Origin of the sequence: Microbacterium sp. LEMMJ01 (assembly GCF_002114135.1) — a bacterium.
Lineage (GTDB): Bacteria > Actinomycetota > Actinomycetes > Actinomycetales > Microbacteriaceae > Microbacterium.
In genome coordinates this window covers 68,330-94,881 of record NZ_NCTV01000021.1, presented here as the reverse complement: position 1 = coordinate 94,881, position 26,552 = coordinate 68,330, and the positions used below count along the sequence as shown (strand labels likewise).

The 26,552-nt window shown below is 70.0% G+C and carries 28 protein-coding genes and 1 tRNA gene; 16 read left to right on the top strand and 13 right to left on the bottom strand.

Going from position 1 to position 26,552, the window contains the following annotated elements; translation table 11 throughout:
* Window positions 1-21 precede the first annotated feature (21 nt).
* The gene (locus B7W94_RS05495) at window positions 22-1,446 is read left to right on the top strand and encodes an ATP-dependent DNA helicase (RefSeq protein ID WP_085605177.1); all 1,425 of its coding nucleotides are present in this window, start codon (window positions 22-24) and stop codon (window positions 1,444-1,446) included.
* 14 nt (window positions 1,447-1,460) lie between these two features.
* On the opposite strand, the gene B7W94_RS05490 is transcribed toward B7W94_RS05495, so the two are convergent.
* Together B7W94_RS05490 and B7W94_RS05485 are read right to left on the bottom strand one after the other, a co-directional pair.
* Window positions 1,461-2,108, bottom strand: coding sequence for a biliverdin-producing heme oxygenase (locus B7W94_RS05490; RefSeq protein WP_025102725.1), 648 nt, complete (start codon window positions 2,106-2,108; stop codon window positions 1,461-1,463).
* Between the two features lie 57 nt (window positions 2,109-2,165).
* The gene (locus B7W94_RS05485; RefSeq protein WP_216353880.1) at window positions 2,166-2,480 is read right to left on the bottom strand and encodes a DUF2470 domain-containing protein; all 315 of its coding nucleotides are present in this window, start codon (window positions 2,478-2,480) and stop codon (window positions 2,166-2,168) included.
* 85 nt (window positions 2,481-2,565) lie between these two features.
* On the opposite strand from B7W94_RS05485, the gene B7W94_RS05480 reads away from it, so the two are divergent.
* Both B7W94_RS05480 and corA read left to right on the top strand, forming a co-directional pair.
* Window positions 2,566-3,846, top strand: a complete 1,281-nt coding sequence (locus tag B7W94_RS05480; RefSeq protein ID WP_085605175.1) for a serine hydrolase domain-containing protein — start codon at window positions 2,566-2,568, stop codon at window positions 3,844-3,846.
* Window positions 3,847-3,874: 28 nt separating this feature from the next.
* Window positions 3,875-4,891, top strand: coding sequence for a magnesium/cobalt transporter CorA (gene corA, locus B7W94_RS05475; protein ID WP_085605173.1), 1,017 nt, complete (start codon window positions 3,875-3,877; stop codon window positions 4,889-4,891).
* Between the two features lie 15 nt (window positions 4,892-4,906).
* Here corA and B7W94_RS05470 read toward each other — a convergent pair whose 3' ends face one another.
* Window positions 4,907-5,116, bottom strand: a complete 210-nt coding sequence (locus B7W94_RS05470) for a hypothetical protein (RefSeq protein WP_062637928.1) — start codon at window positions 5,114-5,116, stop codon at window positions 4,907-4,909.
* Window positions 5,103-6,458 carry an APC family permease gene (locus B7W94_RS05465; protein ID WP_085605171.1) on the bottom strand — a complete coding sequence of 452 codons (1,356 nt, stop codon included), beginning with the start codon at window positions 6,456-6,458 and terminating at the stop codon, window positions 5,103-5,105. Before B7W94_RS05465 ends, B7W94_RS05470 begins: the two co-directional genes overlap by 14 nt.
* A 171-nt stretch (window positions 6,459-6,629) precedes the next feature.
* On the opposite strand from B7W94_RS05465, the gene B7W94_RS05460 reads away from it, so the two are divergent.
* Window positions 6,630-7,283 carry an MIP/aquaporin family protein gene (locus B7W94_RS05460; protein ID WP_085605169.1) on the top strand — a complete coding sequence of 218 codons (654 nt, stop codon included), beginning with the start codon at window positions 6,630-6,632 and terminating at the stop codon, window positions 7,281-7,283.
* Window positions 7,284-7,338: 55 nt separating this feature from the next.
* On the opposite strand, the gene B7W94_RS05455 is transcribed toward B7W94_RS05460, so the two are convergent.
* Window positions 7,339-8,364, bottom strand: a complete 1,026-nt coding sequence (locus tag B7W94_RS05455; RefSeq protein ID WP_164498171.1) for an FUSC family protein — start codon at window positions 8,362-8,364, stop codon at window positions 7,339-7,341.
* Window positions 8,365-8,414: 50 nt separating this feature from the next.
* Here B7W94_RS05455 and B7W94_RS05450 point away from each other — a divergent pair, with 50 nt between their 5' ends.
* The 3 genes from B7W94_RS05450 to B7W94_RS05440 are packed head-to-tail and all read left to right on the top strand — an operon-like array spanning window position 8,415 to window position 10,436.
* Window positions 8,415-9,224: a sugar nucleotide-binding protein gene (locus tag B7W94_RS05450; protein WP_025102706.1), complete on the top strand. Its 810-nt coding sequence runs from the start codon at window positions 8,415-8,417 to the stop codon at window positions 9,222-9,224.
* Window positions 9,225-9,264: 40 nt separating this feature from the next.
* Window positions 9,265-9,879 (top strand): DUF1684 domain-containing protein, encoded by a 615-nt coding sequence (locus B7W94_RS05445; protein WP_085605165.1) that lies wholly within the window; start codon window positions 9,265-9,267, stop codon window positions 9,877-9,879.
* The gene (locus B7W94_RS05440) at window positions 9,876-10,436 is read left to right on the top strand and encodes a dihydrofolate reductase family protein (RefSeq protein WP_025102705.1); all 561 of its coding nucleotides are present in this window, start codon (window positions 9,876-9,878) and stop codon (window positions 10,434-10,436) included. Before B7W94_RS05445 ends, B7W94_RS05440 begins: the two co-directional genes overlap by 4 nt.
* A 24-nt stretch (window positions 10,437-10,460) precedes the next feature.
* Here the strand turns inward: B7W94_RS05440 and B7W94_RS05435 are convergent, their stop codons facing one another.
* The gene (locus B7W94_RS05435; protein WP_139833265.1) at window positions 10,461-12,491 is read right to left on the bottom strand and encodes an MMPL family transporter; all 2,031 of its coding nucleotides are present in this window, start codon (window positions 12,489-12,491) and stop codon (window positions 10,461-10,463) included.
* A gap of 184 nt (window positions 12,492-12,675) precedes the next feature.
* A complete protein-coding gene (locus B7W94_RS05430; protein WP_085605161.1) occupies window positions 12,676-12,957 on the bottom strand; it encodes an ArsR/SmtB family transcription factor in 282 nt (93 codons plus the stop codon).
* 140 nt (window positions 12,958-13,097) lie between these two features.
* Between B7W94_RS05430 and B7W94_RS05425 the strand changes: the two genes are divergently transcribed.
* From B7W94_RS05425 to B7W94_RS05405, 5 genes are all read left to right on the top strand, one after another.
* Complete coding sequence (locus B7W94_RS05425; RefSeq protein WP_085605159.1) at window positions 13,098-14,402, top strand: NAD(P)-binding domain-containing protein; 1,305 nt, start codon at window positions 13,098-13,100, stop codon at window positions 14,400-14,402.
* Window positions 14,403-14,512: 110 nt separating this feature from the next.
* Complete coding sequence (gene trxB, locus B7W94_RS05420) at window positions 14,513-15,496, top strand: thioredoxin-disulfide reductase (RefSeq protein WP_025102701.1); 984 nt, start codon at window positions 14,513-14,515, stop codon at window positions 15,494-15,496.
* Window positions 15,493-16,590, top strand: coding sequence for an ACR3 family arsenite efflux transporter (gene arsB, locus B7W94_RS05415; protein ID WP_025102700.1), 1,098 nt, complete (start codon window positions 15,493-15,495; stop codon window positions 16,588-16,590). The genes trxB and arsB overlap by 4 nt, the downstream gene beginning before the upstream one ends.
* Entirely contained in the window at window positions 16,587-17,576 is a 990-nt protein-coding gene (locus B7W94_RS05410; protein ID WP_025102699.1) for a metalloregulator ArsR/SmtB family transcription factor, read from the top strand. Before arsB ends, B7W94_RS05410 begins: the two co-directional genes overlap by 4 nt.
* A 24-nt stretch (window positions 17,577-17,600) precedes the next feature.
* Window positions 17,601-18,014, top strand: coding sequence for an arsenate reductase ArsC (locus tag B7W94_RS05405; RefSeq protein ID WP_025102698.1), 414 nt, complete (start codon window positions 17,601-17,603; stop codon window positions 18,012-18,014).
* Window positions 18,015-18,494: 480 nt separating this feature from the next.
* Here the strand turns inward: B7W94_RS05405 and B7W94_RS05400 are convergent.
* A tRNA-Gly gene (locus B7W94_RS05400) sits at window positions 18,495-18,568 on the bottom strand.
* An 86-nt stretch (window positions 18,569-18,654) separates the two neighbouring features.
* Here B7W94_RS05400 and dcd point away from each other — a divergent pair.
* The gene (gene dcd, locus B7W94_RS05395) at window positions 18,655-19,260 is read left to right on the top strand and encodes a dCTP deaminase (protein ID WP_085605157.1); all 606 of its coding nucleotides are present in this window, start codon (window positions 18,655-18,657) and stop codon (window positions 19,258-19,260) included.
* 1 nt (window position 19,261) lies between these two features.
* The gene (locus B7W94_RS05390; protein ID WP_025102696.1) at window positions 19,262-19,735 is read left to right on the top strand and encodes a hypothetical protein; all 474 of its coding nucleotides are present in this window, start codon (window positions 19,262-19,264) and stop codon (window positions 19,733-19,735) included.
* On the opposite strand, the gene B7W94_RS05385 is transcribed toward B7W94_RS05390, so the two are convergent.
* Window positions 19,668-20,669: an alpha/beta fold hydrolase gene (locus B7W94_RS05385; RefSeq protein WP_085605155.1), complete on the bottom strand. Its 1,002-nt coding sequence runs from the start codon at window positions 20,667-20,669 to the stop codon at window positions 19,668-19,670. The two genes, B7W94_RS05390 and B7W94_RS05385, sit on opposite strands and share 68 nt — an antisense overlap.
* 72 nt (window positions 20,670-20,741) lie before the next feature.
* Between B7W94_RS05385 and B7W94_RS05380 the strand changes: the two genes are divergently transcribed.
* On the top strand, window positions 20,742-21,389 hold the full coding sequence (locus tag B7W94_RS05380) for a TetR/AcrR family transcriptional regulator (protein ID WP_025102694.1): 648 nt from the start codon (window positions 20,742-20,744) through the stop codon (window positions 21,387-21,389).
* A gap of 635 nt (window positions 21,390-22,024) precedes the next feature.
* On the opposite strand, the gene B7W94_RS18240 is transcribed toward B7W94_RS05380, so the two are convergent.
* Window positions 22,025-22,918, bottom strand: coding sequence for a MarR family winged helix-turn-helix transcriptional regulator (locus tag B7W94_RS18240; protein WP_216353879.1), 894 nt, complete (start codon window positions 22,916-22,918; stop codon window positions 22,025-22,027).
* Between the two features lie 126 nt (window positions 22,919-23,044).
* On the opposite strand from B7W94_RS18240, the gene B7W94_RS05370 reads away from it, so the two are divergent.
* Entirely contained in the window at window positions 23,045-23,602 is a 558-nt protein-coding gene (locus B7W94_RS05370) for a MarR family winged helix-turn-helix transcriptional regulator (protein WP_253247389.1), read from the top strand.
* Window positions 23,603-23,608: 6 nt separating this feature from the next.
* On the opposite strand, the gene B7W94_RS05365 is transcribed toward B7W94_RS05370, so the two are convergent.
* The 3 genes from B7W94_RS05365 to B7W94_RS05355 all read right to left on the bottom strand — a co-directional run bounded on the left by B7W94_RS05365 (window position 23,609) and on the right by B7W94_RS05355 (window position 26,538).
* The gene (locus B7W94_RS05365) at window positions 23,609-24,526 is read right to left on the bottom strand and encodes a cation diffusion facilitator family transporter (protein WP_062765630.1); all 918 of its coding nucleotides are present in this window, start codon (window positions 24,524-24,526) and stop codon (window positions 23,609-23,611) included.
* A 46-nt stretch (window positions 24,527-24,572) separates the two neighbouring features.
* Entirely contained in the window at window positions 24,573-25,979 is a 1,407-nt protein-coding gene (locus B7W94_RS05360; protein WP_085605346.1) for an MFS transporter, read from the bottom strand.
* 70 nt (window positions 25,980-26,049) lie between these two features.
* The gene (locus tag B7W94_RS05355; RefSeq protein WP_085605153.1) at window positions 26,050-26,538 is read right to left on the bottom strand and encodes a DUF3253 domain-containing protein; all 489 of its coding nucleotides are present in this window, start codon (window positions 26,536-26,538) and stop codon (window positions 26,050-26,052) included.
* Window positions 26,539-26,552 lie beyond the last annotated feature (14 nt).

Genomic DNA, 26,552 nt, shown 5'->3' with positions numbered 1-26,552 from the left:
CCCGCCAGCCCTGTGAGAACCGTGTCCCTTCCCGCCCTGTCCGAGGAGCAGCAGGAGTTGTTCCGGCTCATCGAGGACACCAGGGAGCACGTCTTCATCACGGGACGCGCGGGCACCGGCAAGTCCACGCTGCTGCAGCATTTCGCCTGGAACACGAAGAAGCAGATCGCGATCTGCGCCCCCACCGGCGTCGCGGCCCTGAACGTCGAGGGGCAGACGATCCACTCTCTCTTCCGGCTGCCGATCGGGCTGATCGGGGACGGGGACATCGACCAGAACGATGCGACCCGACGGATCCTCAACGCGATCGAGACCCTCGTCATCGACGAGATCTCCATGGTCAACGCCGACCTCATGGACGCCATCGACCGCTCCCTCCGGCAGGCCAGGGGCCGACGGGGCGAGCCCTTCGGCGGCGTGCAGATCGTCATGTTCGGCGACCCGTACCAGCTCGCCCCTGTCCCGCCACGCGGGGACGAGGCCCGGTACGTGAAGGATCACTACCGGTCGTTCTGGTTCTTCGATGCGAAGGTGTGGGCGGGCCCTTCGACAGGCTCAGGGACCCACTCTTCGACAGGCCCTTCGACAGGCTCAGGGACCCAGGGGGCGCTGTTCGAGGTGGACACCCGGGCCGAGCTGCACGTGCGGGAGCTCGTGCAGATCCACCGCCAGTCGGACGACGGCTTCAAGTCCATGCTCAACGCGGTCCGCTACGGCCGGGTGACGGCAGAGATCGCCGGGATCCTCAACGCCCAGGGCGCGCGCACCCCTCCGGACCCCGAGCCGGGCGAGGTGCCGATGATCACCCTCGCCACCCGCAACGACATCGTGAACAGCATCAACAGCCGGCATCTGGCCGCGCTCCCCGGCAAGGAGCAGACCGCGCGGGCGGAGGTCAGCGGCGACTTCGGACGCGGGGAGGCCTCCCTTCCCGCCGAGTCCGAGCTCAAGCTCAAGGTGGGCGCGCAGGTGATGTTCCTGCGCAACGACACCGCGATGACCGGCGAGCCGCCGCGCTGGGTCAACGGCACCATCGGGACGGTGACCCGCATCCTCGGCGGGACCGTGCGCGTGGAGATCGATGGCGAGGAGGTCGACGTCGAGCCGGCCGTCTGGGAGCGGTTCCGGTACGCCTACGACCCGAACACGAAGAAGCTCTCCCGGGACGTCGTGGCCGAGTTCACCCAGTTCCCGCTGCGCCTGGCCTGGGCCGTGACGATCCACAAGTCGCAGGGCAAGACCTACGACCGAGCCGTGATCGACCTGGGCTCCGGGGCGTTCGCGCCGGGACAGACCTACGTCGCCCTCAGCCGTCTCACGTCGCTGGACGGCCTCTACCTCTCCCGACCCCTGCGGCCGAGCGACATCCGTGTGGACGAGGACGTGCGGCGGTTCATGCGCGATGCGTGGCTCGCCGCCTCGACGCCCGAGCTGCCGCGGACCTGACGGCGACCGCCGGGTCAGGCGGCGGCGCGGGCGCGGTCGAGGTCTTCGAACAGCTCGGTGTTGAAGCGGTACGCGAGGAGCACCTCGTCGATGACGCGCTCGCGCTCGGCCTCGTCCCACGGAGCGGCGTCGAGCTGCTCGCGGTACACGTCCTTGAAGGCGGAGGGGTCGGCGATGTCGTCGAAGAGGTAGAAGCCGATGCCGTTCGTCTCGAAGCCGAAGCGCCGCGCCATCACCCGGCCGATGAAGATGCCGCCGGAGAGGTCGCCGAGGTAGCGGGTGTAGTGGTGCGCGACGAAACCGCCGGCCCACGTCGCGCCGACCTGCCGGATGCGCTCGACGTAACGCTGCGTGGTGGGCAGCGGGGCGATCCGCTCGCGCCACTCGGGCCCGAGGAGGAAGGCGAGGTCGGCCTCGAGCGCGGGGAGGCGCGTGAGCTTGTCACTGAGGAACACCGACGCCACCGGGTCCTGGCGCATCCGCTCGCCGGCGCCCTCGAGCGCGTCGTAGATGAAGTAGTGCTGCGCGACGAGCGCGATGTAGTCCTCGCGCGACCCCTCGCCCTTGAGGAGATCGGACATGAAGCCCGCCGTCTCGCTGCGGGAATGCGAACCGGAGGAGCGCTCGCGGAGGGCGGCGGAGAAGGACAGGATCTCGGGCATGGCTTCAGTGTAAGGGCAGCCTAACCTTCGAGGGAAGCCCGAGCTCCGCAGGGCGACTCAGTCGTGCGGCCGCGGTTCGACGCCCAGGCGCTCGCAGGCCACGTCGTACAGCGCCACGACCTCGCGGCGCACTTCGCGGCGCTCGGTGATCGGGCCGCCGGGCCACGGGACACGCAGCTCTGACGTCGTCCCGCCACGGGAGATCTCCCAGACCCCGGCCTCTCCGTCGAAGCCGATCATCACGGACGCGTCGATCGCCTCCGCGGGCGGTTCGGCGAAGGCGCGCGCGATGAGGAGGTTGTCGTCGGTGTGGTCGCCGTTCATATGGCGGAGGACGGCGGTGATCACGTCGGCATCGAAATCATGGGGCACAGGGACACCCTACGATGCCGCGCGGGGCCGACTTTCAGCATCCGCGTTCTAGACTCAGGAGACACGTCTTCGGGGGTTCCCACACATGCAGCTTCTCTCGTCGCGCCGGTGGCGCGCCGCAGCGGCCACGGCGGCCGTTCTCGGTCTCGTCCTCACCGGATGCTCCTCCGAGGGCTCCTTCAGCTATACGCCGCCCGCGCAGGTCGACGCCACGCTTCCCGACGACACGGTCGCGGCGCTGCAGGGCGCGGTCGACAACGCGCTCGCGGCCTCCGGGGCCAGCGGGGCGATCGTCGGGGTCTGGGTGCCGTGGAGCGGCACCTGGGTCGCGGCCACGGGCACGCAGGACAAGGCGGAGGGTGGCGAGCTCTCGACCGATATGTCCTTCCGCATCGCGGACATCACGCGACTGATGACCTGCGACGTCCTCTACGCGCTCGCGGATGAGGGCACCGTCGAGCTCGACGCGACGGTGCCGGAGTACGTCTCGGGTGTCGCCGACATGTCCGACGTCACCCTCGTCGACCTGTGCAACGGCACCAGTGGCGCCGGCTCGTCCGAGGCGACGGTCAAGAGCGCGTGGCTGAACACCCCGGAGCGGGTCTGGGCGCCCCTCGAACTCGCGGGTTACGGTCTCGGCCGCGCGCGCATCGCCCCGCAGACCACGTTCCGCGACTCCGACGCCGGTTATCTTCTCCTCGGCCTCGCGTTGGAACGTGCTTCGGGCATGAGTGCGCGCGAACTGATCGCCGAGTACGTCACCGAGCCGCTGGAGCTCGCCGACACCTCGCTGCCGTCGCCCGCCGCGGCGCCGCCGTCGGAGGGGTCGTCGCTCAGCGGGCACTACATGGGAGCGGTCGAGGGCGGTTTCAACTGCGCAGCGCCTGTCGATATCACGACGATGTCCTCCAGCACCGGGTTCACCGACTCGGGAGTGGTGTCGACGATCACCGACCTCGGCCGGTACATGCAGGCCGAGGCCAAGCAGGTGCTGCGCACCAAGGACGAGCCGGACCGCTTCGGGGCGCCGCTGCCCGCATACGACAAGGCGCCGTCGTGGTACCAGGCGACCGGTGGCGCCTACATCGTCGGCTCCATGATCGGTCAGCATGGCTGGACTCCCGGCTATGCGACGGCGGCGTACTCCGACCCGACGACCGGCTTCACCGTGGCCGTCGTGCTGAACGATTCCACCGGCGGTTCACGCTTCGCCCAGCAGCTCTCCTGGGAGCTGGCGGCGATCGCTTCCAAGGCTCCGGCGGCATCCGGCGAGACGGCCCCGGAGTTCGGTCTGCCCTACACGGCCGAGCAGTATCACAAGGCCACCACGGACGCCGCGCTCGTGTGCGTCCCTCCGGCCGGCTGAGCGGAGCCCGGACGAGCAGGAGGGCCGTATGGCGATCGTGGACAATGCCGTCTACGTCGACGGCGTGCGCGCCGAAGATCCCGAAAGTCTGAACGACACGTTCGAGCGGATCCGGGAGCGACAGGGCATGGGGTGGATCGGCCTCTACCGGCCGAGTGCCGAGGAGGTCAGGGCCGTGGCCGACGAGTTCGGCATCCACGAGCTTGTCGTGGAGGATGCGCTCTCCGGGCATCAGCGCGCCAAGCTGGAGCGGTACGGCGACATCCTGTTCATGGTCCTCCGGCCCGCCCGCTACCTCGACGAGCGCGAGGAGGTCGAGTTCGGTGAAGTGCACGTGCTGGTCGGGCCGGACTTCGTCGTGACGATCCGCCATGCGGAATCGCCCGACCTCGGCCGCGTGCGGCGCCGGCTCGAGGCCGACCCGGCGCTGCTCGCCCACGGCCCCGAGGCGGTGCTCTACGCGATCCTCGACGAGGTGGTCGACGAGTACTCCCCGGTCCTGGCCGGTCTCGAGAACGACATCGACGAGATCGAGGGTCAGCTCTTCGAGGAGGACGCCGACGCGACCCAGCGGATCTACGACCTCGGCCGCGAGGTGATCGACTTCCAGCGGGCGACCCAGCCGCTGGCCGGCATGCTGGAGGCGCTGCTGCGCGGCTCCGAGAAGTACCGCGTGAGCGAGGAGCTCCAACGGTACCTGCGCGACGTGCTCGACCACACGCTGCGCGTGAGCGACAAGGCGGCCACCTTCCGGTCCGTGCTCGACAACGCCCTCACGGTCGAGTCGACCATCGTCGCGCGGCGGCAGAACGACGAGATGCGCCGGATGACGGAACTGAGCATCCGCCAGAACGACGAGGTGAAGAAGATCTCCGGCTGGGCGGCGATCCTGTTCGCCCCGACGCTCGTGGGCACGGTCTACGGCATGAACTTCGACCACATGCCCGAACTGCACTGGGTGTTCGGGTACCCGATGGCGGTGCTGCTCATGGTGGCGATGGGCGTCGGGCTCTACGCGGCCTTCAAGCGCAAGGGCTGGCTGTAGCGCCCGACCGCGGAATCAGTCCTCGCCGTCGGCCTCGGGCATGCCAGGACCGGGGCCCGGACGCACCTCGGCATCGTCCCGGATGTCGATGCGCGTGTTGCCGTCGTGCTCCGAGACGTCCACGCGCGGCGCGGCGTCGGCCTCCGTGGCATCGGGGGCCGAAGTCAGCTGGTCGTGACGGTTCTCCTCGAACGTCTCGTCGGCGGTGTCGTCAGGCGTGCTCATGGCTCTCCTTCGTGTCGGCGGTCTTCGAGCGGTTGCGGGTCCACCGGGCGACAGCGTAGAGCACGCCGCCGACGGCGAGCAGGATGGCTCCGAACAGCCACACCTGCGGGCGCTGCTGGGTGAGCAGCAGGATGCACGACGCGATGCCGAGCACCGGGACGAACGTCCACACGCGGAAGTGGTCGTGCTCCACCTTGTCGCGGCGCAGGACCAGCACCGAGATGTTCACGCTGAGGAACACGACGAGCAGCAGCAGCACGACGGTCTCGGCGAGGGTCGCGAGGTCTCCGACCAGCGTCAGGCCCATCGCCACGAGCGTCGTGGTGAGGATCGCCACCCACGGGGTCTTCCGCTTCGGCAGCACGCGCCCGAGCACCGACGGCAGGAGGTTCTGCTCGGCCATGCCGTAGGTGAGGCGGCTGACCATGATCATCGTCAGCAGGGCGCCGTTGGCGACGGCGATGAGCGCGATGAGGCTGAACAGCCAGGACGGGACGCTGACCCCGGTGGCCTCGACGACCGCGAGCAGCGGGCCGCTGGATTCCTGCAGCTCGGAGGCCGGCAGCGCGACGGCGCTGGCGATGCCGACGAGCACGTACACGACACCGGCGGTGAGGAGCGCCCCGAACAACGCGCGCGGGTAGGTGCGCCGGGGGTCCTTGACCTCTTCGATCATGTTGGCCGAGGTCTCGAAGCCGACGAACGAGTAGTACGCGATCACCGCGCCGGAGAGGACCGCGAGGGCGACGTTGGCCCCCTCCGGCACCTGCGTCGCCCGGGACAGATCGCCGCCTCCGCCGCCGACGAACACCGCGACGACGACGATCACGATCACGAGGCCGCTGAGTTCGATCGCCGTCATCACGAGGTTCGCGCCCATCGATTCGCGGATGCCGCGGGCGTTGAGCAGGCCGACGATCGCGAGGAAGACGATCGCGACCGGGATCGTCGGCAGGTCGATGAAGGTGCTGAGGTAGTCGCCGGCGAAGGCGATGGCGAGACCGGCCGCGCTCGTCACGCCGGCCGCGAGCATGCTGAAGCCGACGAGGAAGGAGACCAGCGGGCTGCGGAACGCCCGCTCGGCGAACACCGCGGCGCCGCCCGCGCGGGGGTACTTGGTGACGAGCTCGGCATACGACCCTGCGGTGAGCATGGCGAGGAGGAGCGCGAGGACGAGCGGTGCCCAGAGCAGGCCGCCCACGTCCTCCGAGAGCACACCCATCAGCGCGTAGATCCCCGCCCCCAGCACGTCGCCGAGGATGAACGCGAACAACAGGGGGCCGGTGATGGCGCGGCGCAGCCGGGTTGGGTTCTCGGCGCGCGGCTCGGTCTGGACGGTCATCCTTGCACGGTAGGGGCCGGGACTCCGGCGGGCGACGGGCTTGACAGTTCCGCCGCCAATGAGCCAGCGAGAGCCGACCGCGCGCTATCCTCGGTGCCGCAAGGCGGGTCGTCGCCCGGGCCGTTCCGGGGAGACGGGGGGCCGCCTGCGATCCCACAGAAGGACACCATCATGACCGGTACACCTCGAAAGGCGCTCGCAGAAGCGGTCGCCACGTTCCTCTTCGTCCTCGCCATCATCGCCGCGGTGAACAGCGGAAGCCCGCTCACCCCGCTCGCGATCGGCTTCACGCTGATGGTGCTCGTGTACTCCACGGGCCACATCTCCGGCGCCCACCTCAACCCGGCGGTCTCGCTGGGCGTGTTCCTGCGCGGTGGGCTCAGCGTCGCCGACTTCGTCTCCTACCTCGTCGCGCAGTTCGCCGGTGGGGCGCTCGCGGCTGTCGTGGCCCTCGCCGTCTGGCCGGCAGGGGAGAAGGCGATGGTCATCGAGGTCGGCCCGGCATTCCTCGTCGAGGCGCTGTTCACGCTGATCCTCGTCTGGGTCGTGCTGAACTCCGCCACCTCGAAGGACACTGCGGGCAACTCGTTCTACGGGCTCGCGATCGGTGCGACCGTCTTCGTCGGTGCGGCGACGGTCGGCTCCATCTCGGGCGGCGGATTCAACCCGGCGGTGGCCCTCGGCCTCTCGGTCAGCGGGCACTTCGCGTGGGGCTCGCTCTGGCTGTACATCGTGGCCCCCGCGGTCGGTGCCATCATCGCCGCCCTGCTGTTCCGGGTGCTCAACGCCGACGATGCGCGGAAGATCGCCGCGGACGCCGAGTAGAAGCCTCGCCTCGGAGCGCCGCATCCCTCCCGGGGTGCGGCGCTTCGTCGTCTCGTCAGCGGCGTCGGCTCCGTCGGCGCAGCGCGGCGGACGTGACGGCCACCACCGTTCCGACCACGACGCCGATGATCGTCTCCAGCACACGGTCGGTCAGCAGGTCGGCGACAGGAGTCGGCGCGGCCAGGTGCACCATCAGGAGCGCGAGCGGGGTGACGAACACCATCGCGATGCCGTAGTTGCGGCCGATGAACAGTTCGGCCGTCCCCTGCAGGACCACCACGACGGCGATCACGGCGAGCGGCGGCATGTCGAGGGCGAGGATCCCGGCGGCGACCAGCACGCCGAGCAGCGTGCCGACGAGGCGCTGGATGCCGCGGATCACGCGGGCGTTGAGCTGTGCGCCGCTGACCGCCGCGACCGCGCCGACCGCCGCCCAGTACCAGTGGGTGCCGCCGAGGAGCAGGCCGACCACACCCGCTCCGACGATCGCGGCGGCGACCGAGGCGGCCATCTCGGCGGCGACCGGCCCGACGGCCGGGCGTGCCTTCGGTGCCGCCTCCGCCGTGGTCCGGGTGACGACGGCGACCAGGGCGGTGAGCGCGAGGCCGAAGAGCACGCTCGCCCCGCCGACCAGCAGGACCGCGCCGAAGGAGGCGCCGGTGGCGGGGATGGTCGCGCACGCCCCGGTCGCGAAGACCGTGAACAGCGGACCGGGCGGGTGCCACTGGAGGACGTAGGCCAGCAGCGTCACGGCCGACGCGACGAGTGCGACGACGACGATGCTCAGCACGGCGGGGGCGGCGAGGACCGATAGGGCCGTGCCGATCAGCATCGCGCCGAGCAGCACGCCGCCGGCGCTGGCCTGCATGCGGATCCGGTCGCGGAAGACGTCGTGCCGGCCGTAGAGTGCGGCGAAGGCGCCGAAGCTCGCATAGATGCTGAGGTCGAGCCGGCCGACGGCCCACAGCACGAGGAGCGGGACGGCGACACTGACCGCGGCGCGCAGGGCGACCCGGTGATCCCCGCGGTGCGGACCGACGCGGAGGACTCCCGTCCACACCCGTCCCTGCGATTCCGTCACCGATCAAGCCTACGTCCGTCGCTCGGCGACGATGTGCGAGGGTGGGAGGGATGACCACTCCGCCTCCGCCGCGCCGCACCCTCCTGGTCGGCTTCGGGAAACTCGGCACCCGGCTCGCTCCGCTGCTCCTCGCGGACGGTGGTGAGGTCCTGGCCCTCCGCCGCAGTGACGGACCCGTGCCGGACGGGGTGACGGCGCTCGCGGCCGATCTGACCGTTCCGCTCACCACGCCGCTGCCCGAGGTCGACGCGGTTGTGATGACCCTGCCGCCCGGTCCGGACGTGTCGTCGTATCGCACGGCGCTCGCGCATCTCGCGGCGGCGTTGCCGGCCCGGCCGACGCGGACGGTCTTCGTCTCGTCCACCGGGGTGTTCGACGGCGCCGGGAGCTCCGAGCCCGTGACCGAGCGGGTCGAGCCGGCACCCACCACCGACCGGGGCCGCGGTCTGCGGGACGGCGAGAAGGCGGCCGTCGAGCTCTTCAACGCGGTGGTCGTGCGCCCCGCGGGCATCTACGGTCCCGGGCGCGAGTTCCTCCTCCGGAAGGTCAGGGAGGGGGCACCCGTCACGCACCGCCGCCGCACGAACCGGATCCACGAGACCGATCTCGTACGCATTCTCGACCTGCTGCTGCGGATGCCGGAGCCCCCGGCGCTCGTGCACGCCGTCGACCAGGCGCCCGCCCCCCTGGGAGACGTCGTGACCTTCCTCGCCGACCGCCTCGGCGTGCCCGTGCCCCCGGACGACGGCGGTGCGGTGAGCGGCTTCGTCTACGACGGCTCGCTGGTGCATGCGGTCCTCGGCAGGCTGGACTACCCGACCTACGAGGACGGCTACGCGGACATGATCGACCGGGACTGAGGCCGTTCCGAGCGTCCGTCGTCCGGCGTACCGTGGGCGCATGACGAATGCGCAGACGGCCGTCGAGGTCGTCGACTGGCGGCGGCGGGTGTTCGCCCTGTACGAAGCGGTGCGACGGGCCGACTCCCCGGAGGAGGCGCACGAGCTGTGGCGGATCGAGCGCGACGAGCTGCTGCTGCGGCACCCGGCGACGCCCCTCCTCCCGCAGGACAGGGCGCTGTTCGAGGGGCTGCCGATCGCCTCGTACGACCCCGCCTGGCGGTTCGAGCTCCCGATCCTCGACACGGAGCCGGCCACGTTCGAGTTCGCCACGGGGACGGACGGCATCGTGCCGTTCGAGCGCGTCGGCGTCGTGGAGATCCCTGACGTCGGGTCTCTCGACGTGTGGCGGCTCGCCTCCTACGGCGGCGGCCTGTTCGTGCCAGTGCGCGATTCCTCCGCCGGGCAGAGCGGGGGGACGTACGGCGGCGGGCGGTACCTCATCGACACGATCAAGGGTGCCGACCTCGGGGCCGACCCGCGCCGCGGCACGCTCGTGCTCGACTTCAACTTCGCGTACAACCCGTCCTGCGCCTACGACCCGGCGTGGGCGTGCCCGCTGGCGCCACCCGGCAACGTGCTGACGGTGCCGGTCCCGGTCGGAGAGCTCCGATGAGGCCGCTGCGGTACGCGATCAACGTGACGCTCGACGGCTGCTGCCATCACGAAGCGGGACTCCCGCCCGACGAGGAGTCGATGCGCTTCTGGACCGCGGAGCTGCAGCGCGCCGACGCTCTGCTCTACGGCCGGGTGACGTACGACATGATGCGGGCCGCGTGGCGGCGTCCGGAATCCGGGGTCTGGCCGGGCTGGATGGAGGAATGGGAGACGCCCTTCGCCGAGACCATCGATCGCCTGCCGAAGCATGTGGTGTCGGCGACGCTCGATGCCGTCGACTGGAACGCGGACCTCGTGCGCGGCGACCTCGCCGAGGCGGTGCGGGGGTTGATGGATCAGCCGGGGGAGGGCTTGTCGGTCGGCGGAGTGGCTCTGCCCGCGGCGCTCGCCGACCTCGGGTTGATCGACGAGTACCTGTTCGTGGTCCACCCGGTCGTCGCGGGGCATGGTCCTCGGCTGCTCGACGGCGTGCGCGAGCGTCTTCGGCTCGAGCTCGTGGAGCGGCGGGAGTTCCGCTCCGGCGCCGTCGCGCAGCGGTACCGTCCGGCGGCGTGAGCGACGCACAGCAGCCCCGACGAATCAGCCGGCGTCAGCGACGCTTCGGGAGGCCGATCGCCCCGGCCACCAGATGCGGTCGCCGACGAGAGCGAACAGCGCAGGGACGATCACCGTCCTGACCACCAGCGTGTCGACGATCACGCCGACCCCGACGATCAGGCCGAGCTGCCCGAGGGTGACCAGCGGCAGGACGCCGAGCGCCGCGAACACGGCGGCGAGGACGATCCCGGCGCTCGTGATGACGCCGCCGGTGTGGGCGACCGCTTCCACCATGCCGTCCCGGGTACCCCGCAGCGCCGCTTCGCTCCGGGCGCGGTGGACGAGGAAGATGGTGTAGTCGATGCCGAGGGCGACCAGGAACAGGAAGGCCAGCAGCGGTACCGGGAGATCGAGCGCGTGCTGCCCGAACAGCACGCGACTGAGCCAGGCTCCGGCGCCGATGGCGGCCACGGCGCTCGCCACATTGACGGCGAGCAGCAGCAGCGGCGCGACCAGCGACCGCAGCAGGAACGCCAGCACCAGGAAGCTCACGGCCAGCACCAGCGGCACCACGACGCCGAGGTCCGCGAGGTTCCCGGCACGGGCGTCGAGATCCGTCGCCACCGCGCCGCCGACGACAGCCCCCGCCCGGGGCACATCGTGCACGGCGTCCCGGAGATCCGTGATCTGAGCCAGGCTCTCGTCGGTGCTGGGCGCATACTCGCTGGTCACCAGGATCTTCGTGAGCTTCTCATCGTCCGTCGTCCCGACAGGAGCGGCGCGGACGATGCCCTCCACGTCGCGCGCCGCGGTGAGGACGGCTTCGGCTTCGCCGCTGTCCGTGACGATGAGGATCGGCTGCGCCTCTCCTGCCGGGAAGTGGTTCGAGAGCACCTCGAGACCCGTCGCGGACTCGGACGGGACCCGGAACTTGTCGACCTGGTCGAGTCCGACGGTCGTCCCGACGAGGCCGACCGTCATCACGGCCAGCAGGGCCGCACCCCCGAGGAGGCTCACGACCGGCCGGCTCACGACGCGCGTCGCGATCGTCCGCCACACCCCGTCGCGTCGTGCGGCAGCTCCGGGACGAGGGACGAACGGCCAGAACACCTTCCGTCCGCACACCGCCAGCAGCGGAGGCAGCAGGAAGAGGACGGACGCCAGGGCGACCAACAGCCCGATGGCGGACGAGACGCCGAGTCCGTGCGTGCCGGGGATCACCGCCAGGGCGAGTGTCAGGAGGGCGAGGACGACCGTGAGGTTCGAGGCGAGGATCGCCGGAGCGGTCCGGCGCCAGGCCGTGCTGAGCGCGCGGCGGTGGTTCGTCGTGGTGGTGAGCTCCTCCCGATATCTCGAGATCAGGAGCAGGGCGTAGTTGGTCCCGGCGCCGAAGACGAGGACGCTGATGATCCCGGCATCGAACTGCAGGTCCCACGCGGAACCGGCAGCCGCGGTCAGTCGCCCGGCGAGTCCGTCGGCCAGGCCGACGGCGGCGAGCGGCAGCAGCCACAGCACCGGTGACCGGTACGTGACGATGAGGAGCACGGCGACGATCAGGACGGTCACGAGGAGCAGGGTGAAGTCGGCGCCTTCGAAGGAGGCGGCGATATCGGCGCCGAACGCCGGACCGCCGGTCACGAGTAGCGTCATCCCGTCCGGTGCGTGCTCGTTGATGTCGGCGCGGAGCGCCGCGATCACCGCGGCGGTGTCGGTGCTCGTCTGGCCGACCGCGATCGGCGTCACGAGAACCGCGGCCCTCTCGTCCTCGCTCACGAGAGGCCCGGTCGGATCCGCGTCCGCGTGCGAGCCGAGCACCGGGAGGAGGCCTTCGAGCGCGGCGACGTCAGGTGCCGAGAGCGTCGCACCGTCGTCGCGCGACGCGACCACGATCACGGACTGCCGATCCGCGTTCGGGAACTCGGCCAGCAGGGCGCTCGTGCGTGCTGACTCCGACCCCTCGGGGGCCTGCTCGTTGCCGGCGGGTGCCTTCGCCGACCCGAACAGGCCGAAGAGAGCCGTCATGATCAGGAGGACCACGCCGAGCGTGATCCACGCTCCGCCACGGGAGGTCATCCACTCGGGAAAGCGCCGAAGAGCGCGAGAATCTGCCATACCCGTCACTCCACCAGGAGCGTCGTGCGGCGACATCGTCAAGACGATGGAGGGAAGTCTCCCTCTTTCGATGGATGCCGGTCGGGCACGCGTCCGCACGGGCGGGCATCACGAAGAGCCAGCTCCAGCCGGCTCGGTGCGCTGGTCACACCGCGCGGAGCGCACTGGCGGCAGCATCCATCGCCCCCGCGTCCAGAGCGAAGTAGGCCCACTTGCCGCGCTGCTCACGTGTGACCAGGCCCGCTTCCACCAGTAGTTTCATGTGATGCGACACCGTGCCCTGTGAGAGTCCCACGGGTTCGGTCAGGTCGCAGATGCACGCTTTCCCGCCGGCTCCGGCGGCGATGAGCGACAACAGTCGGACGCGCGTGGGGTCGCCCAGCGCTTTGAAGACCCGGGCGACACGCTCGGCGTCCGCGACGGTCATCGACGGCGCTATAGGCGGAACGCAACAGCTGGTCGCTTCGATTGTCGTCGGCAAGCTCACGGGTCTAGTGTGACACGTATTGACAATCTTCGATAGGTGGGCGACAGTCTTCGTATTGAAGTTTGTCAATTTGAGGAGACATGATGTCCGAGCTTCCTGTCGTCGTCATCGGAGCGGGTCCGCAGGGTCTCGCCGCAGCGGCGCGTCTTGTCGAACGCGACGAGAACGTGATTGTCGTCGAGCGCGGGCAGGGGCCTGCTGCTGCGGTCGCTGAATGGGGGCATGTGCGCCTCTTCTCGGCATGGCCAGAGCTCACTGACGCGGCGGCACGACGTCTTCTTGAGCCGACCGGATGGACCGCACCCGACTCGGGGTACCCGACCGGCGCCGAATGGGTGGACAGCTACCTGGCGCCTCTCGCGGATGCCTTGGGCGAGCGGGTTCACTACGCGACCACCGTTACTGGAGTCGCTCGTCAAGGTCGTGACAAGGTCGTCGACGGCGGACGCAAGGGCCAGCCGTTCGTCGTGCATACGGTCAGCGCGGACGGCCAAGAGTCGCGAGTTCTCGCTCGCGCGGTCATCGACGCGAGCGGCACCTGGGCGCTTCCGAATCCGGCGGGCGCGGATGGATATCCCGCCCTCGGGGAGGCCGCAGCATCCGATCTGATCTCGTACCGCATCCCGGCCGATGTGTCAGAACTCGCGGGGTCGCACGTCGTCGTCGTGGGAGCGGGGCACTCCGCCGCGCACGCTGTCCTGAGATTGAGCGAGCTGGCACGCCGGGCCCCTGGCACCCGCGTCACCTGGATTCTCCGTAGGGGGGAGGCAACGAACGTCTTTGGGGGTGGCGCCAGAGATGAACTTCCCGAACGGGCCGCGCTCGGCTCTCGTGCGCGCAAGATGGTCGACGAGGGTGTCGTGGAGCTGGTGACCGGATTCCGTGTCGCCGAGTTCCGGCAAGCCGCTGACGGCCTGACCGTGGTCGCCGAAGACGGGCGCGAGGTCGCGGGTGTCGGGCGTGTATTCGCACTCACGGGCTTTCGGCCGGACACGGAGATGCTGCGAGAGCTCCGTATCGATCTTGATCCCGCGCTCGAGGCGGTCGTGGGCATCGCGTCCGAGATTGACCCGAACATCCACTCCTGCGGATCTGTGGGTGCCACGGGGGCGCGAGAGCTCGCGCAGCCGGAGCAGGGGTTCTTCATCGTCGGCGCGAAGTCCTACGGTCGGGCGCCGACCTTCCTCGCGTTGACCGGCTTCGAGCAGGTGCGAAGTGTTGCCGCGCACCTCGTGGGAGATCACGAGGCCGCCGGGCGCAGCGAACTCGTCCTCCCCGACACCGGGGTGTGCGGGGGGTCCGGCGACTTCGATGACAACGCGGGCAGCTGCTGTGCGGCTCCTTCAACCATCCAGATCGGCGCACGGCCCGTCACCGTCAGCTGATCTCCGCTGACGGAAGGGCGGGGCTCATGAGTGGAGCCCCGCCCTTCCGTGTCAGACCAATGCGGATCGTTGCGGTTGCCTCAGGCATTGATGAGTGTCAATATAGACACATGTCGATACAAGAAGTCGAGCTTGCGGTCATCGGGTCCGGCCCTTCGGGCTACACCGCAGCCATCTATGCTGCGCGAGCTGGCCTCGCGCCCGTGGTGCTTGCCGGATCCGTGACGGCGGGTGGCGCGCTGATGACGACGACCGAGGTCGAGAACTTCCCTGGGTTCGTTGACGGCGTACAGGGGCCCGAACTGATGGAGTCGATGCGCGCGCAGGCGGAGCGTTTCGGTGCCCGCATCCTCCTGGACGACGCGATCCGGGTCGACCTCGACGGGCGCACCAAGACCATCGAGACCGGCACGGGGAACACTATCCATGCTCGCGCCGTCATTCTCACGATGGGCTCCGCCTATCGCAAGCTGGGACTGCCAGACGAGGAGCGCCTCACTGGCCGCGGCGTGTCCTGGTGTGCCACGTGTGACGGCTTCTTCTTCCGTGACCAGGAGATCGTCGTCGTCGGCGGCGGGGATTCCGCAATGGAGGAGGCGCTGTTCCTCACCCGCTTCGCATCGAAGGTGACTATCGTGCACCGCCGCGGCGAGTTCCGCGCATCGAAGATCATGGCCCAGCGCGTGCTCGACCACCCGAAGATCGAAGTCGCCTGGAACGCGGAAGTCGCGGGCCTCATCGGCGCCGAGAAGGTCGAGGCGGTCGCACTCCGCGACAGCGTCACCGGTGCGGAACGGGAACTGCCCGCCACCGGAGTGTTCGTCGCCATCGGTCACGACCCGCGCTCCGAGATCGTCACCGGGCTCGTCGAAACCGACGCCGATGGATATGTCCTCGTCGACCACCCCTCCACCCACACGAACGTGTCGGGAGTCTTCGCCGCCGGCGACCTGGTGGATCATACCTACCGTCAGGCGATCACTGCGGCGGGCACCGGATGCGCCGCGGCTCAGGATGCCCAGCACTACCTGGCCGCGCTTGACGAAACCGCACCCATCGAGGCTGACGCCGCCGCAGAGGCGCTCCTCGCATGAGCACCGCAACTGTTCCCACTACTGCTCCAGCCACTCGACGTCTGTCGACTCTCGACCGGTGGTTGCCACTGTGGATCGGCCTGGCCATGGTCGGTGGAATCCTCGTCGGCCGCTTCATCCCCGGCGTCTCCGATCTCCTGGCCGCTCTCGAACTCGGTGGAATCTCCATTCCCATCGCGCTCGGCCTGCTGGTGATGATGTATCCAGTCCTCGCGAAGGTCCGCTACGACAGGATCGCTGCCGTCACCGGAGACAAGAGACTGCTCATCTCGTCGCTGGTGCTCAACTGGCTCGTCGGTCCTGCGCTGATGTTCGTCCTCGCCTGGGCGTTCCTCCCCGATCTGCCCGAGTATCGCACGGGGCTCATCATCGTCGGGCTCGCGCGCTGCATCGCCATGGTCGTCATCTGGAACGACCTCGCCTGCGGCGACCGGGAGGCGGCAGCCGTTCTGGTCGCCATCAACTCGGTCTTCCAAGTCGTCGCATTCTCGCTGCTCGGATGGTTCTACCTGACCGTCCTCCCCGGCTGGCTCGGGTTCGATTCGCAAGGCCTGGAGATATCGGTCTGGCAGATCGCATTGAACGTCCTGATCTTCCTGGGCATCCCCCTCATCGCCGGCTTCGCTTCCCGCCTCATCGGAGAGCGTGCGAAGGGACGCGACTGGTACGAAGGTCGTTTCCTGCCGAAGATCGGTCCCTGGGCCCTCTACGGTCTGCTCTTCACCATCGTGCTGCTGTTCGCTCTTCAGGGGGAACAGGTCACCAGCCGCCCGTGGGACGTCGCGCGGATCGCGCTTCCTCTGCTGGCCTACTTCGCGGTCATGTGGTTCATCGGTCTCTTCACCGGGAAAGCACTTGGACTCGGCTACGCCCGCTCATCGACCTTGGCGTTCACCGCGGCCGGCAACAACTTCGAGCTCGCCATCGCTGTCGCCATCGGCACGTTCGGAGCGACGTCCGGACAGGCCCTGGCAGGCGTCGTCGGTCCGTTGATCGAGGTCCCGGTTCTCGTCGGGCTCGTGTATGTCTCGCTCTGGGCAGCCCGCCGCTGGTTCCACACGGACCCGTACGCGGCTGAAAGGATGCAGTCATGAACGTCACTGCAACGACGGACATCGACACGTGCAGTCCGGTCGCGACGCACGCCATCGGGCTGGAAGCAGCCTCCACAGTCGCCGTGACGCTGAAGGCGCTGTCGGATCCGCTGCGCCTACGGATGCTGTCGGCCATCGCCTCCGACCCGCGAGGAGAATCGTGCGTGTGCGACCTCGCTGAGCTCGCCGACGTCTCCCAGCCCACCGTCTCCCACCACCTCAAGGTGCTCAGGGACGTCGAGGTGCTCACATCTGAGCGACGCGGCACATGGGTCTGGTATCGGATCAACCCGACGCGACGTGGTGCCGTCACCGCACTGCTGGACTCCTTCGCGCCGGCTTCGGTCGCGCCCGGCCGCGTCGACGAAGAAAGCCCGCTACGGCCGGACTTCGACGCGCGCGTGACCCGCCTCGCCGAGGAGCTCGCGGCAGAAGTGCCCGAGCTCGACCCAGATGTCGTCCTCACGACCGTCCGAGAGTCTTACACCGCGCTCGCGCGGACCGCCCGCGTTACCTCGACGCTCATCCCTCTCACCGAGCGCTTCGCGCGGCAACGGCTCGCGGACTTGACCCGAGACCGCGGCTCGGCCCTCCCGCAAGTGCTGTTCGTCTGTGTCGCCAATGCGGGACGGTCGCAGCTCGCCGCCGCGCTCGTCAACCAGCTCGCCCCCGGCAAGGTCGTCGCACGCTCCGCCGGTTCCGCTCCCGCCGACGTCGTCCACCCCCACGTCCGCTCGCTCCTAGCGGAGATCGAAGGTGACGGGGCTGCTGAGCGATTCCCGAAGCCGCTCACCGACGATGCCGTCCGCGCGGCCGACGTCGTCATCACCATGGGGTGTGGCGACGTCTGCCCCATCATTCCCGGCGTCCGCTACGACGACTGGGCGGTCGGCGATCCCGCCCTCGCCTCCCGCGAAGGCGTCGAGGCCATCCGCGACGAGATCGCCCAACGCGTTCGCGCACTCGTCGACGACCTCGTCCACTGACCACGCCTCTCACCAGGAGCACCAATGACTGACACGACCACGAGCACCAAGCCCTCGGTCCTCTTCGTCTGCGTCCACAACGCCGGACGCTCACAGATGGCCGCCGGTTTCCTCCGTGACATCGCCGGCGACCGCATCGAAGTGCGCTCCGCTGGCTCCATGCCAGCCGACCAGATCAACCCGATCGCCGTGGAGGCGATGGGCGAGCTCGGCATCGACATCACGGCCGAACAGCCCAAGGTGCTCACAACCGAAGCCGTGCAGGCATCTGACGTCGTCATCACGATGGGATGCGGCGACGCTTGCCCGTTCTTCCCGGGCAAGCGCTACGAGGACTGGAAGCTCGAGGACCCGGCCGGACAGGGAATCGACGCAGTCCGCCCGATACGCGACGACATCCGCGCGCGCATTCAGAAGCTGGTGGCCGAACTGCTGTGACCCCTGGGCCGGCTGAACACCACGGCGCATTCTTATTGCAGGTGCCGTCGGACATCGGGATGAACTCGGCCTCCGGCGGGCAGTCTGCCTGAGAACGGGTACACCCGGAGCCCCGCCACGGAACGTCGGGGTCGGAACGACAGGGTCGCGATTCGGCGACGAACCATCCGTCCGGGAGTGGCCCGTACCTTGCGGCACGATGCGGCGTTCTTCGCGGCATCGCTCGTAGCTCGGCGATGTCCCCTACCTCGCCTCGGGCGCGGGACCCTGGGTGCCTCCCTGCCGCAAGCTCACTCCTCCGAGAACCCTGACCCATTCCAGGCCACCTTCCAGACCCTGCTGCTCATCACGACGACCGTCAGCATCATCAGCGTCATCAGGGAGGATCGACGCAACAAGCGGGCAACCGCGGGAGCACAAGAGGCGAGCTCCGGTCTGGAGTATCTCCGGAATGTCCGGATCAGCTGTGAAAGTCACATATGGAGGGGCTGACGGGAATCGAACCCGCGCTGTCTGCTTGGGAAGCAGAAGTTCTACCATTGAACTACAGCCCCGCACCCGCCCGAGAGCAGGTGGAGCAAGCCTACCTGTCGCGGGCCGGATGGCCAAAGCGCGGGACGCTCATGACTAGGCTTGTGCCGTGCTTCTCAGCGATCGCGACATCAGAGCAGAACTCGCCTCCGGCCGCGTCGGCCTGGAACCGCATGCGCCGGAGATGATCCAGCCGTCGAGCATCGACGTGCGACTGGACCGCTACTTCCGCCTCTTCGACAATCACAAGTACCCGTTCATCGATCCCTCGGTCGACCAGCCCGAGCTGACGCGGTTGATCGAGGTCGATCCGGACGAGCCCTTCATCCTCCATCCCGGCGAGTTCGCGCTCGGGGCCACGTTCGAGCAGGTCACCCTGCCGGACGACATCGCCGCGCGGCTGGAGGGGAAGTCGTCGCTCGGTCGCCTCGGGCTCATCACCCACTCGACCGCCGGCTTCATCGACCCGGGCTTCTCCGGGCATGTGACGCTGGAGCTCGCGAACGTGGCGACGCTGCCGATCAAGCTGTGGCCCGGCATGAAGATCGGCCAGCTCTGCTTCTTCCGGCTCACCTCACCGGCGGAGAACCCGTACGGCTCCGGTCCCTACGGCAACCGCTACCAGGGTCAGCGGGGTCCGACGGCGTCCCGGTCGTTCCAGAACTTCCACCGCAGCGACGTGGGTGTGACTGACATCGGAGCCGTCGGAGGCTGACATGAGCGACGCGAGCGGGACGAGTTCCGACGAGTCCGCGGTGCCCGAGGGGGCGGCGCCGCCGGATGCTTCGGGGCCGGACGTCGCTCCCGCCGACGCGGTGATCCCGCCGGCCGACGCCGTCATCCCGCCTCCACCGCCGGAGACACCGATCCCGGAGGGGCTCTTGACAGCACCGGACGCCGCAGGCGATGCGCTTCCGGCACCGACCCGTCGCTCGGAGCGATCCCGCCCGACGCCCGCGATCCTCCAGGGCGAGCAGCCCGCGGCGGCTGCGGACGACTGGGCGCAGCGATCGATCGCCCCGGAGGTCGCCGACACCGGCAGCTACCGGATGCTCGCGGTCGTCGTCTTCGTCGTGCTCTTCCTCCTGCTCGCGGCGGCTGTGGTGACGCTCGTCGTGCTGATCACCACTGTCGGGCTGCCGTTCGCGGCCGTCGACCCGGGCGCGGGCTTCCTGCCGACCCGGGTGTAGGGCTCCGAAGGGCGGCGGGCGGGTCCGCCGGTGCGGCATCAATGTCGGCTCGTCCCGTGGCGGTGCCGAGCGCATCCACGGCGTCGAGACCCCCGGTCACGAGAGCGACCACCGCATCGAGGGTCGGATCGGCCGACAGCACTCTCGTATGACCGAGACCCACCGTACGGACGAGACGGGAGCGGCCGGGATGGGCGGCGTGCAGCCGGAGGGCGTCGTGGTCGGGCATCCGGCGGTCGCCCCGGTCGTGCACGACGAGCAGCACGGTGCCGGCGGGGAGTGGATGCGCGGCTGCGTCATACCGTTCGGCGGCGGTTGCGGGATCAAGCCGGAGGCGGCGGTGGAAGCAGGTGCGGAGTCGGTCCGCGGTGGCGGCGTCGAGCCGGAGGTCACCGACGAACTGGGCGAGGAACGCCTCAGGCGCGGCGGCCCCGGCGACGACGGCGACGGCGGGGACCGAGCCGGACGACCGGGCGACGGTCAGCGCCGCGAGCCCGCCGAAGGAGTGTCCGATGAGAGTGGAGAAGGGGCCGTGGGTGCGGTCCAGCTGCTCCGCGGCATCGACCCAGTCGCGGATATCGGTGTGCCGCCCGCCGGAGGAGCCATGCGCCGGGGCATCGAAGGCGACGACCCGGAACCCCTCGGCGACGAGTTCCCGCACGAGCGGGGCGAACTGCGAGGCGCGGCCCCGCCAGCCGTGCAGAAGCAGCACGGTGCGCGGACCCGTGCCCCACGTGTAGGTCGTGACGGGGGTGCCGCGCACGAGGAGCGTCCCGCGGCGGACGTCATCGTGGGTAGCGGCGTCGGCGGCCCGCACGGCCATCCGTGGGCGGGTGGAGAAGAACAGCCGGTAGGCGAGATCTCCGGCGAGGCGGAGGGAGAGGCGTCCCACAGTCGGGAGGGCGCGGACGAGGAGAGTGGACGCGGACGGCATGGAGGCTCCTTCACCGAACTATACGAACGACCATCCGTATACTAGGCGAACGGTCGTTCGTATACTAGGGCCATGGTGGATGGTGTAATTCAGGACGGCCGGCGGGCACGCGGCGACGCCTCCCGCCGCATCGTGCTGGAGAGCGCGACCGACCTCGCCTCCGTCGAGGGTCTGGACGGCGTGACGATCGGACGCCTCGCGACCGCCTCGGGGTCGAGCAAGAGCAGCATCGCGACGCTGTTCCAGAGCAAGGAGGGCCTGCAGCTCGCGACGGTCGCCGCCGCTCAGGACATCTTCGTCGAGCGGATCATCGGGCCCGCCCGCGCCCAGCCAAGGGGAGCGCACCGCCTGGCCGCGCTCCTCCACAACGCCTTGGTCTACTCGAAGGACCGCGTCTTCACGGGCGGCTGCTTCTTCGCGGCGACCGCGGCGGACGTCGACTCCAAGCCCGGTCCCGTGAGCGATGCCGTGCGTGCAGCCCTCGTCGACTGGTACGGATACATCGAGGCCCAGCTGCGGTTCGCGGCCGCGGAGGGGGAGGTCGACGCGGCTGACGTCGAGGTGCTGGCGTTCGAGCTCGTCGCCCTCAATGAGCAGGCCAACGCGCGGTCGCTCCTCCTGCGGAGCGACAGGCCGTATGCGCTTGCGGCGGCCGCGATGCGCTCACGCCTCCGTGACGCGGGCGCCCCCGAAACCGCACTCGCCCTCCTCGACCTCTAGCCCCGTCCCGCGCCCGGGCCCCACGCCCCCGTTCCCCCTGCGGGCTCAGAAACGCACCGCAATCCCGTGTTGACGGCCCGTTTCTGATCCCGCCCCACGGTTGAGCCCGGCCCCCTTTTGCGTGCGGGATGGGAAATGCGCGCCGCGGTCCGTCGGAAGGATCGTTTCTGATCCCGCCCGACGGTCGGGCCGTCCGCTCTTTCGCTCGCGGGATGGGAATCGGCCCCCGAGGTCCGTCGGGAGGGCGTTACTGATCCCTCCCGACGGTCGGGCCCCGTTGCGTGCGGGGCGAGAACCGGGTCCCGAGGTGCGACGGAGGGGCCGTTCTTGATCCGCGCACGTGCCTTCCCTGTACCTGTCACCTCAGGCCCTTGCGCTTCCACCGGGCGCCTCGTTCCTCGTCTCTCCCGCGCCGCCTGCCTGCATGACCCTGCGGGATGGAAAACGTGCCGCTGGGGTGTTCGGGAGGGGCGATTCTGATCCCGTCCGGAGAGTAGGTGCTCGCGTCGCCGCGGCGGGGGATCGAAGACGTGCCTCGAGTGCGCTCGGGAGGTGCGGAAGTGATCCCGTAGGGGCGTCCCGGTGCGCGGAAGCGCCCCAGCCGGGTTCCGGTGGGGCGCTTCGAGGAGGTGAGGTCAGGCGGCGTGGCCGTGGCGGAATCCGGCGTCGAAGCCGCGCTCGAATGCGCGCTCCGCCATCCGCTGCGCGCGGTGGCCGCGCCCGTGCCCGTGGCCGCGGCCGTGGTCGCGGTGTGCGTGACCTTGGTCGCGGTGCCCCTGGTCGTCGTGGTGACCGCGCCCGCGGTACCCGCCTTCCTCGTGGCAGTCGTGACGGTCGAAGCCCTGCCGGGGCTCGAAGTCCCCGTGCCCGAAGCCGTGCCGGGGCTCGAAGCCGACCCCGGGACCGAAGCCGTGCCCGGGACCGAAGCCGTCCCCGTGCCCGAAGCCGTGCCCGTGCCCGAAGCCGTGCCCGCGACCGAAGTCCCCGTGCCCGAAGCCGTGCCCGGGACCGAAGCCGTCCCCGTGCCCGAAGCCGTCCCCGCGCCCGTGCCCGTGCCCGTGCCGGCGAGCGAAGCCGCCGCGGGGGCGGAAGCCGAACCCGGGGCGCTGCTTCCGGGGGAGAGGGGTCTCCTCGTCCCACCCGAAGGCGCGGGCGATCTTCTCGAGCGCCGCGAGGGTCGTCGCCATCTCCTCGTCGGAGACCGCGTCGGCGACCTTCGCGCGGATGCCGTCGACGGCGGCGCCGAGACGCTCCTTCGCCGCGCGGCCCTCGTCGGTCAGCGCCCATCCGTCGCCGTCCGCCTCGACCCAGCCGCGGTCGACGAGATCGTGGAGCTTGTGCGGGGTCAACGGGCGGCGCGCGGGTACCGAGCCGTCGACGACGTTCAGCAGCCGCCAGTCGCGGCGGGTCGCGCCCTCCGCGGCGAAAGCGGTGGCGAAGTCCTGTGCCATCAGGCGGTCGACGGCCTTGAGCCAGAAACCGAACGGGCGGGAGGTGTTGTCAGAAGTGCTGTCTGCAGTGGTGTTCATGGTGATCCTTCGTGGTCTGTGGTGCACCGATGACGGATGCCATCCGACATATCAATGTCACTGTGCATGTATATGCAGTGTGACATGGAAAGTAAACGCATGTCAAGCTGCATGTAAAATCGGCGCATGGCCACCGATCCGATCGACCCCGCGTCCCCCGACGCCGCCGAAGCGATCGCGCAGGCGCTCTCCCGACTGCGCGGACGTCGACCAGGGCCCGGCGGCCGCGAGCACGGCGGGCCCCGCGGTGCACACGGGCACGGGCCCCACGGCGACCCGCGCGAGCACTTCGCCCATCACCGCGGCCACCCGGGGATGCCGCCGTGGATGACCGACGGCGGCCGTCTCGGCGGACCGGCCCGTTTCCGCATGCTCGAAGCCCTCGCCGCCGCGCCGGAACCCCTCAGCGTGAGCGCGCTCGGGCAGGCGATCGGCGTGGATCAGCCGCGGGCGTCCCGGCTCGTGCAGCAGGGTGTGCAGGCCGGGTTCGTGCGGCGCGAGGCCGACCCGGACGACGCCCGCCGCACCCGCATCGCGCTGACCGACGAGGGGCGCCGACTCGCTCGCGGGATGCGGGGCGAACGCCGCGAGCTGCTCGGCCGCGCGCTCGAGTCCTTCACCCCGGAGGAGCGCACGGAGCTCGCGCGGCTGCTCACCAAGCTCGCCGACAACTGGCGCGCCTGACCGGCCTCACGCGCGGGCGAAGTCCAGCGAGGGCTCGTCGTCCACCGAGAGGGACAGCACGACGGTCTCCACCGCGTCGTGCGCCTCGATCCGCCGCTCCACCTCCCGCAGTCGCCGGGCCACGTCGTGCTCGCGCGCATCGCCCGCGAGGTCGACCTCGGCGACGAGGAACAGCCGGTTCGGCCCCACGTACTCGATGTGCAGGTAGGTGACCCGCTCGATGTCGTCCATGCCGAGGAGGGCCGTGCCCACCCGGGAGCGCAGGGCGGGGGACACCGACGTGCCGACGAGGAACGCGATGTTCCGTCCGATCAGGATCACGGCGACGATGCCCAGCAGGATCCCGACGAGGATCGACCCGATCGCATCCCACGCGGCGACACCGGTGAGCTGATGCAGGAGGATCGACCCGCCCGCCAGCACGAGGCCGATGAGGGCGGCGGAGTCCTCGAAGAACACCGCCCGGAGCGTGGTGTCGCTCGTCTCCAGCACGAAGTCCCACGTGGAGGATCCGCGCTCCTGGGCCAGCCGGCGGGAGCGGAGCATCGCCTGCGTGAACGACGCCCCCTCCAGCACGAAGGCGATCCCGAGCACGATGTACGCCACGACCGGGCTCTCCACGGGGCCGGAGTCGGACAGCTCCTGGATGCCGTGCATGATCGAGACGATCGAGCCGGCGGTGAAGATGCCGAACGCCGCGATGAGGGACCAGACGAACGCGTTGCGGCCGTAGCCGAGCGGATGCCGGGCGTCCTTGGTCTTCGCGCCGCGCCGATCGGCGATGAGCAGGAAGACCTCGTTCCCTGCGTCCGCCCAGGAGTGCGCGGCCTCGGCCACCATCGACGCGGACGAGGTGATGACGGCGGCGACCGTCTTCGCGATCGCGACGAGGATGTTGGCGAGGAAGGCGAGGACGACGGTCACCGGGTCAGGCTACTCCCGCCCGACCCGTCCGACGACCGGAGCGGGCTCAGCGCGGCGCCTTCACCGGGAGCAGGAGGAGGAACCCGATGATGAGCACGATGACGATGCCGAGGATCCCGTAGGCGGTCTGGCTCGTCGAGACGATGAGCACGGTCCAGGCGGCCGAGGCCATCCAGCTCGCGGCCCTGCCGGTCGTGGCGTAGAGACCGAAGATCTCGCCCTCCCGGCCTGCCGGGGTGACGCGGGCGAGGAAGGAGCGCGCCGCCGCCTGCGCCGGGCCGACGAAGGCGCAGAGCACGAGGCCGCCGATCCAGAACACGAGCGACCCGGCGTCGCGGAGCAGGAACACGGCGAGGCCGGCGACGACCATCGATCCGATCGAGCCGAGGATGATCCGCTTGGGGCCGAGGCGATCGTCGAGGCGCCCCGCGATGATGGTCGAGACGCCGGCGACGAGGTTCGCGGCGATGCCGAAGACGATGATGTCCTGCGTGCCGAACCGGAACACCGCGGTGCCGATGATGGCGCCGAACGCGAAGACCCCGCCGAGGCCGTCGCGGAACACGGCGCTGGCGAGCAGGTACCAGAACGTCGACCGGGTCTGCGGGTCGCGGTAGAGGCCGATCACGTCTTGGACGAGGAGAACGTAGGAGCGGAAGAACCCCACCTTGCGCTCCGGCCGCCCGAGCGACGGCTCCGGCACGTTGAGGAAGATCGGGATGCTGAAGACGATCGCCCAGACCGCGCATCCCACGGCGATGAGCCGGTACGCGAGGCCGTTGTCGGTGGACATGCCGAACCAGTCGAAGGTGTCGAGCAGGACGACGATGACGAGGGCGATGATGCCGCCGAGGTAGCCGAAGCCCCAGCCCAGGCCGGAGATGCGGCCGACGTTCTTCGGGTTCGCAATGCCGATGAGCATGGCGTTGGAGTTCACCGCGGCGATCTCGCCGAACACGGAACCGGCGGAGATCAGCGCGACGCCGAGCCAGAACAGGGCCGGCTGCGGCTCCACGAACCACAGTCCCAGCATGCAGAGGATGAGTGCGCCGGTGCCGATGCCCAGCCAGAGCTTCTGTCGTCCGGCCGCGTCGGCGCGCTGGCCGAGGACGGGAGCGAGCAGGAGGATGCCCAGGGCGGCGATCGTCGACCCCAGTCCGAGACCGGAGGCGAGGTCGGCCTCGGCGGCGACGCGGACCGGGTCGCTCGGGTCGAGGGCGGCGGTCTCCGGCGGCAGGAACGAGGCGCTGACCAGGTACAGCGCGGTGAAGACGAACGTGAGGATGACGGTGTTGAACGGCTGCGTCGCCCAATCCCACAGCGCCCAGGAGTACACCTGCTTCCGAGGCGCGGGGGTGTCTCCGCGCAGATCGAGGCCGACGACGGCCACGGCGCCGCTGTTCGCTGTCGCCACGGGCTCGGGGGTGCCCGCCGCGGGATCGGGTGAGGTCATGGTCGAAGTCTGGCCGCGGACGGTGAACGCCCGGTGACGGCGCGCCGTCGGCATCGGGCGACCGGGGCGTTCAGAGGGCGGGGCCGCGGCGGATCCGGACGGGGCCGCGGGCGTCGGCGATGCTCACCTGCTCGCCCTTCTGCGTGACCACGACCACCTCGCGGGACGCCAGGTCGGCGGCGACGCGGCGCACGTCGGGCATCCGGTCGCGCCACTCCGCGCCGCCGACGGCGCGGGCGACGTCGCTCGGGCAGATCGACGAGTCCGCGCGCTTCCGGGTGAGGGCGCGCATCGTCGCGGCGATCCGCTCCTCGGCCTGCGCCGAGGAGGGCTCCTCCCACCACGGGGCACCCCGCTCGCCGAGGGCGGTCTTCGCATCCTGCACGCGACGGCGGGCGTCGGGCTCCGCCGCCTTCACCGCGCGCCGTGCGGCCATGAGCTCGTCGACGAGCTCCTGCCGCAGGTTCTCGGGGATCGACGGATCGGTGGCGCGCCACCGCCGGCCGTTCACGACGATGTGGTGTCCGTCCGCGGTGGGCGCGGGGCCGTCGTCCGTCATACCGGCCATCCTGC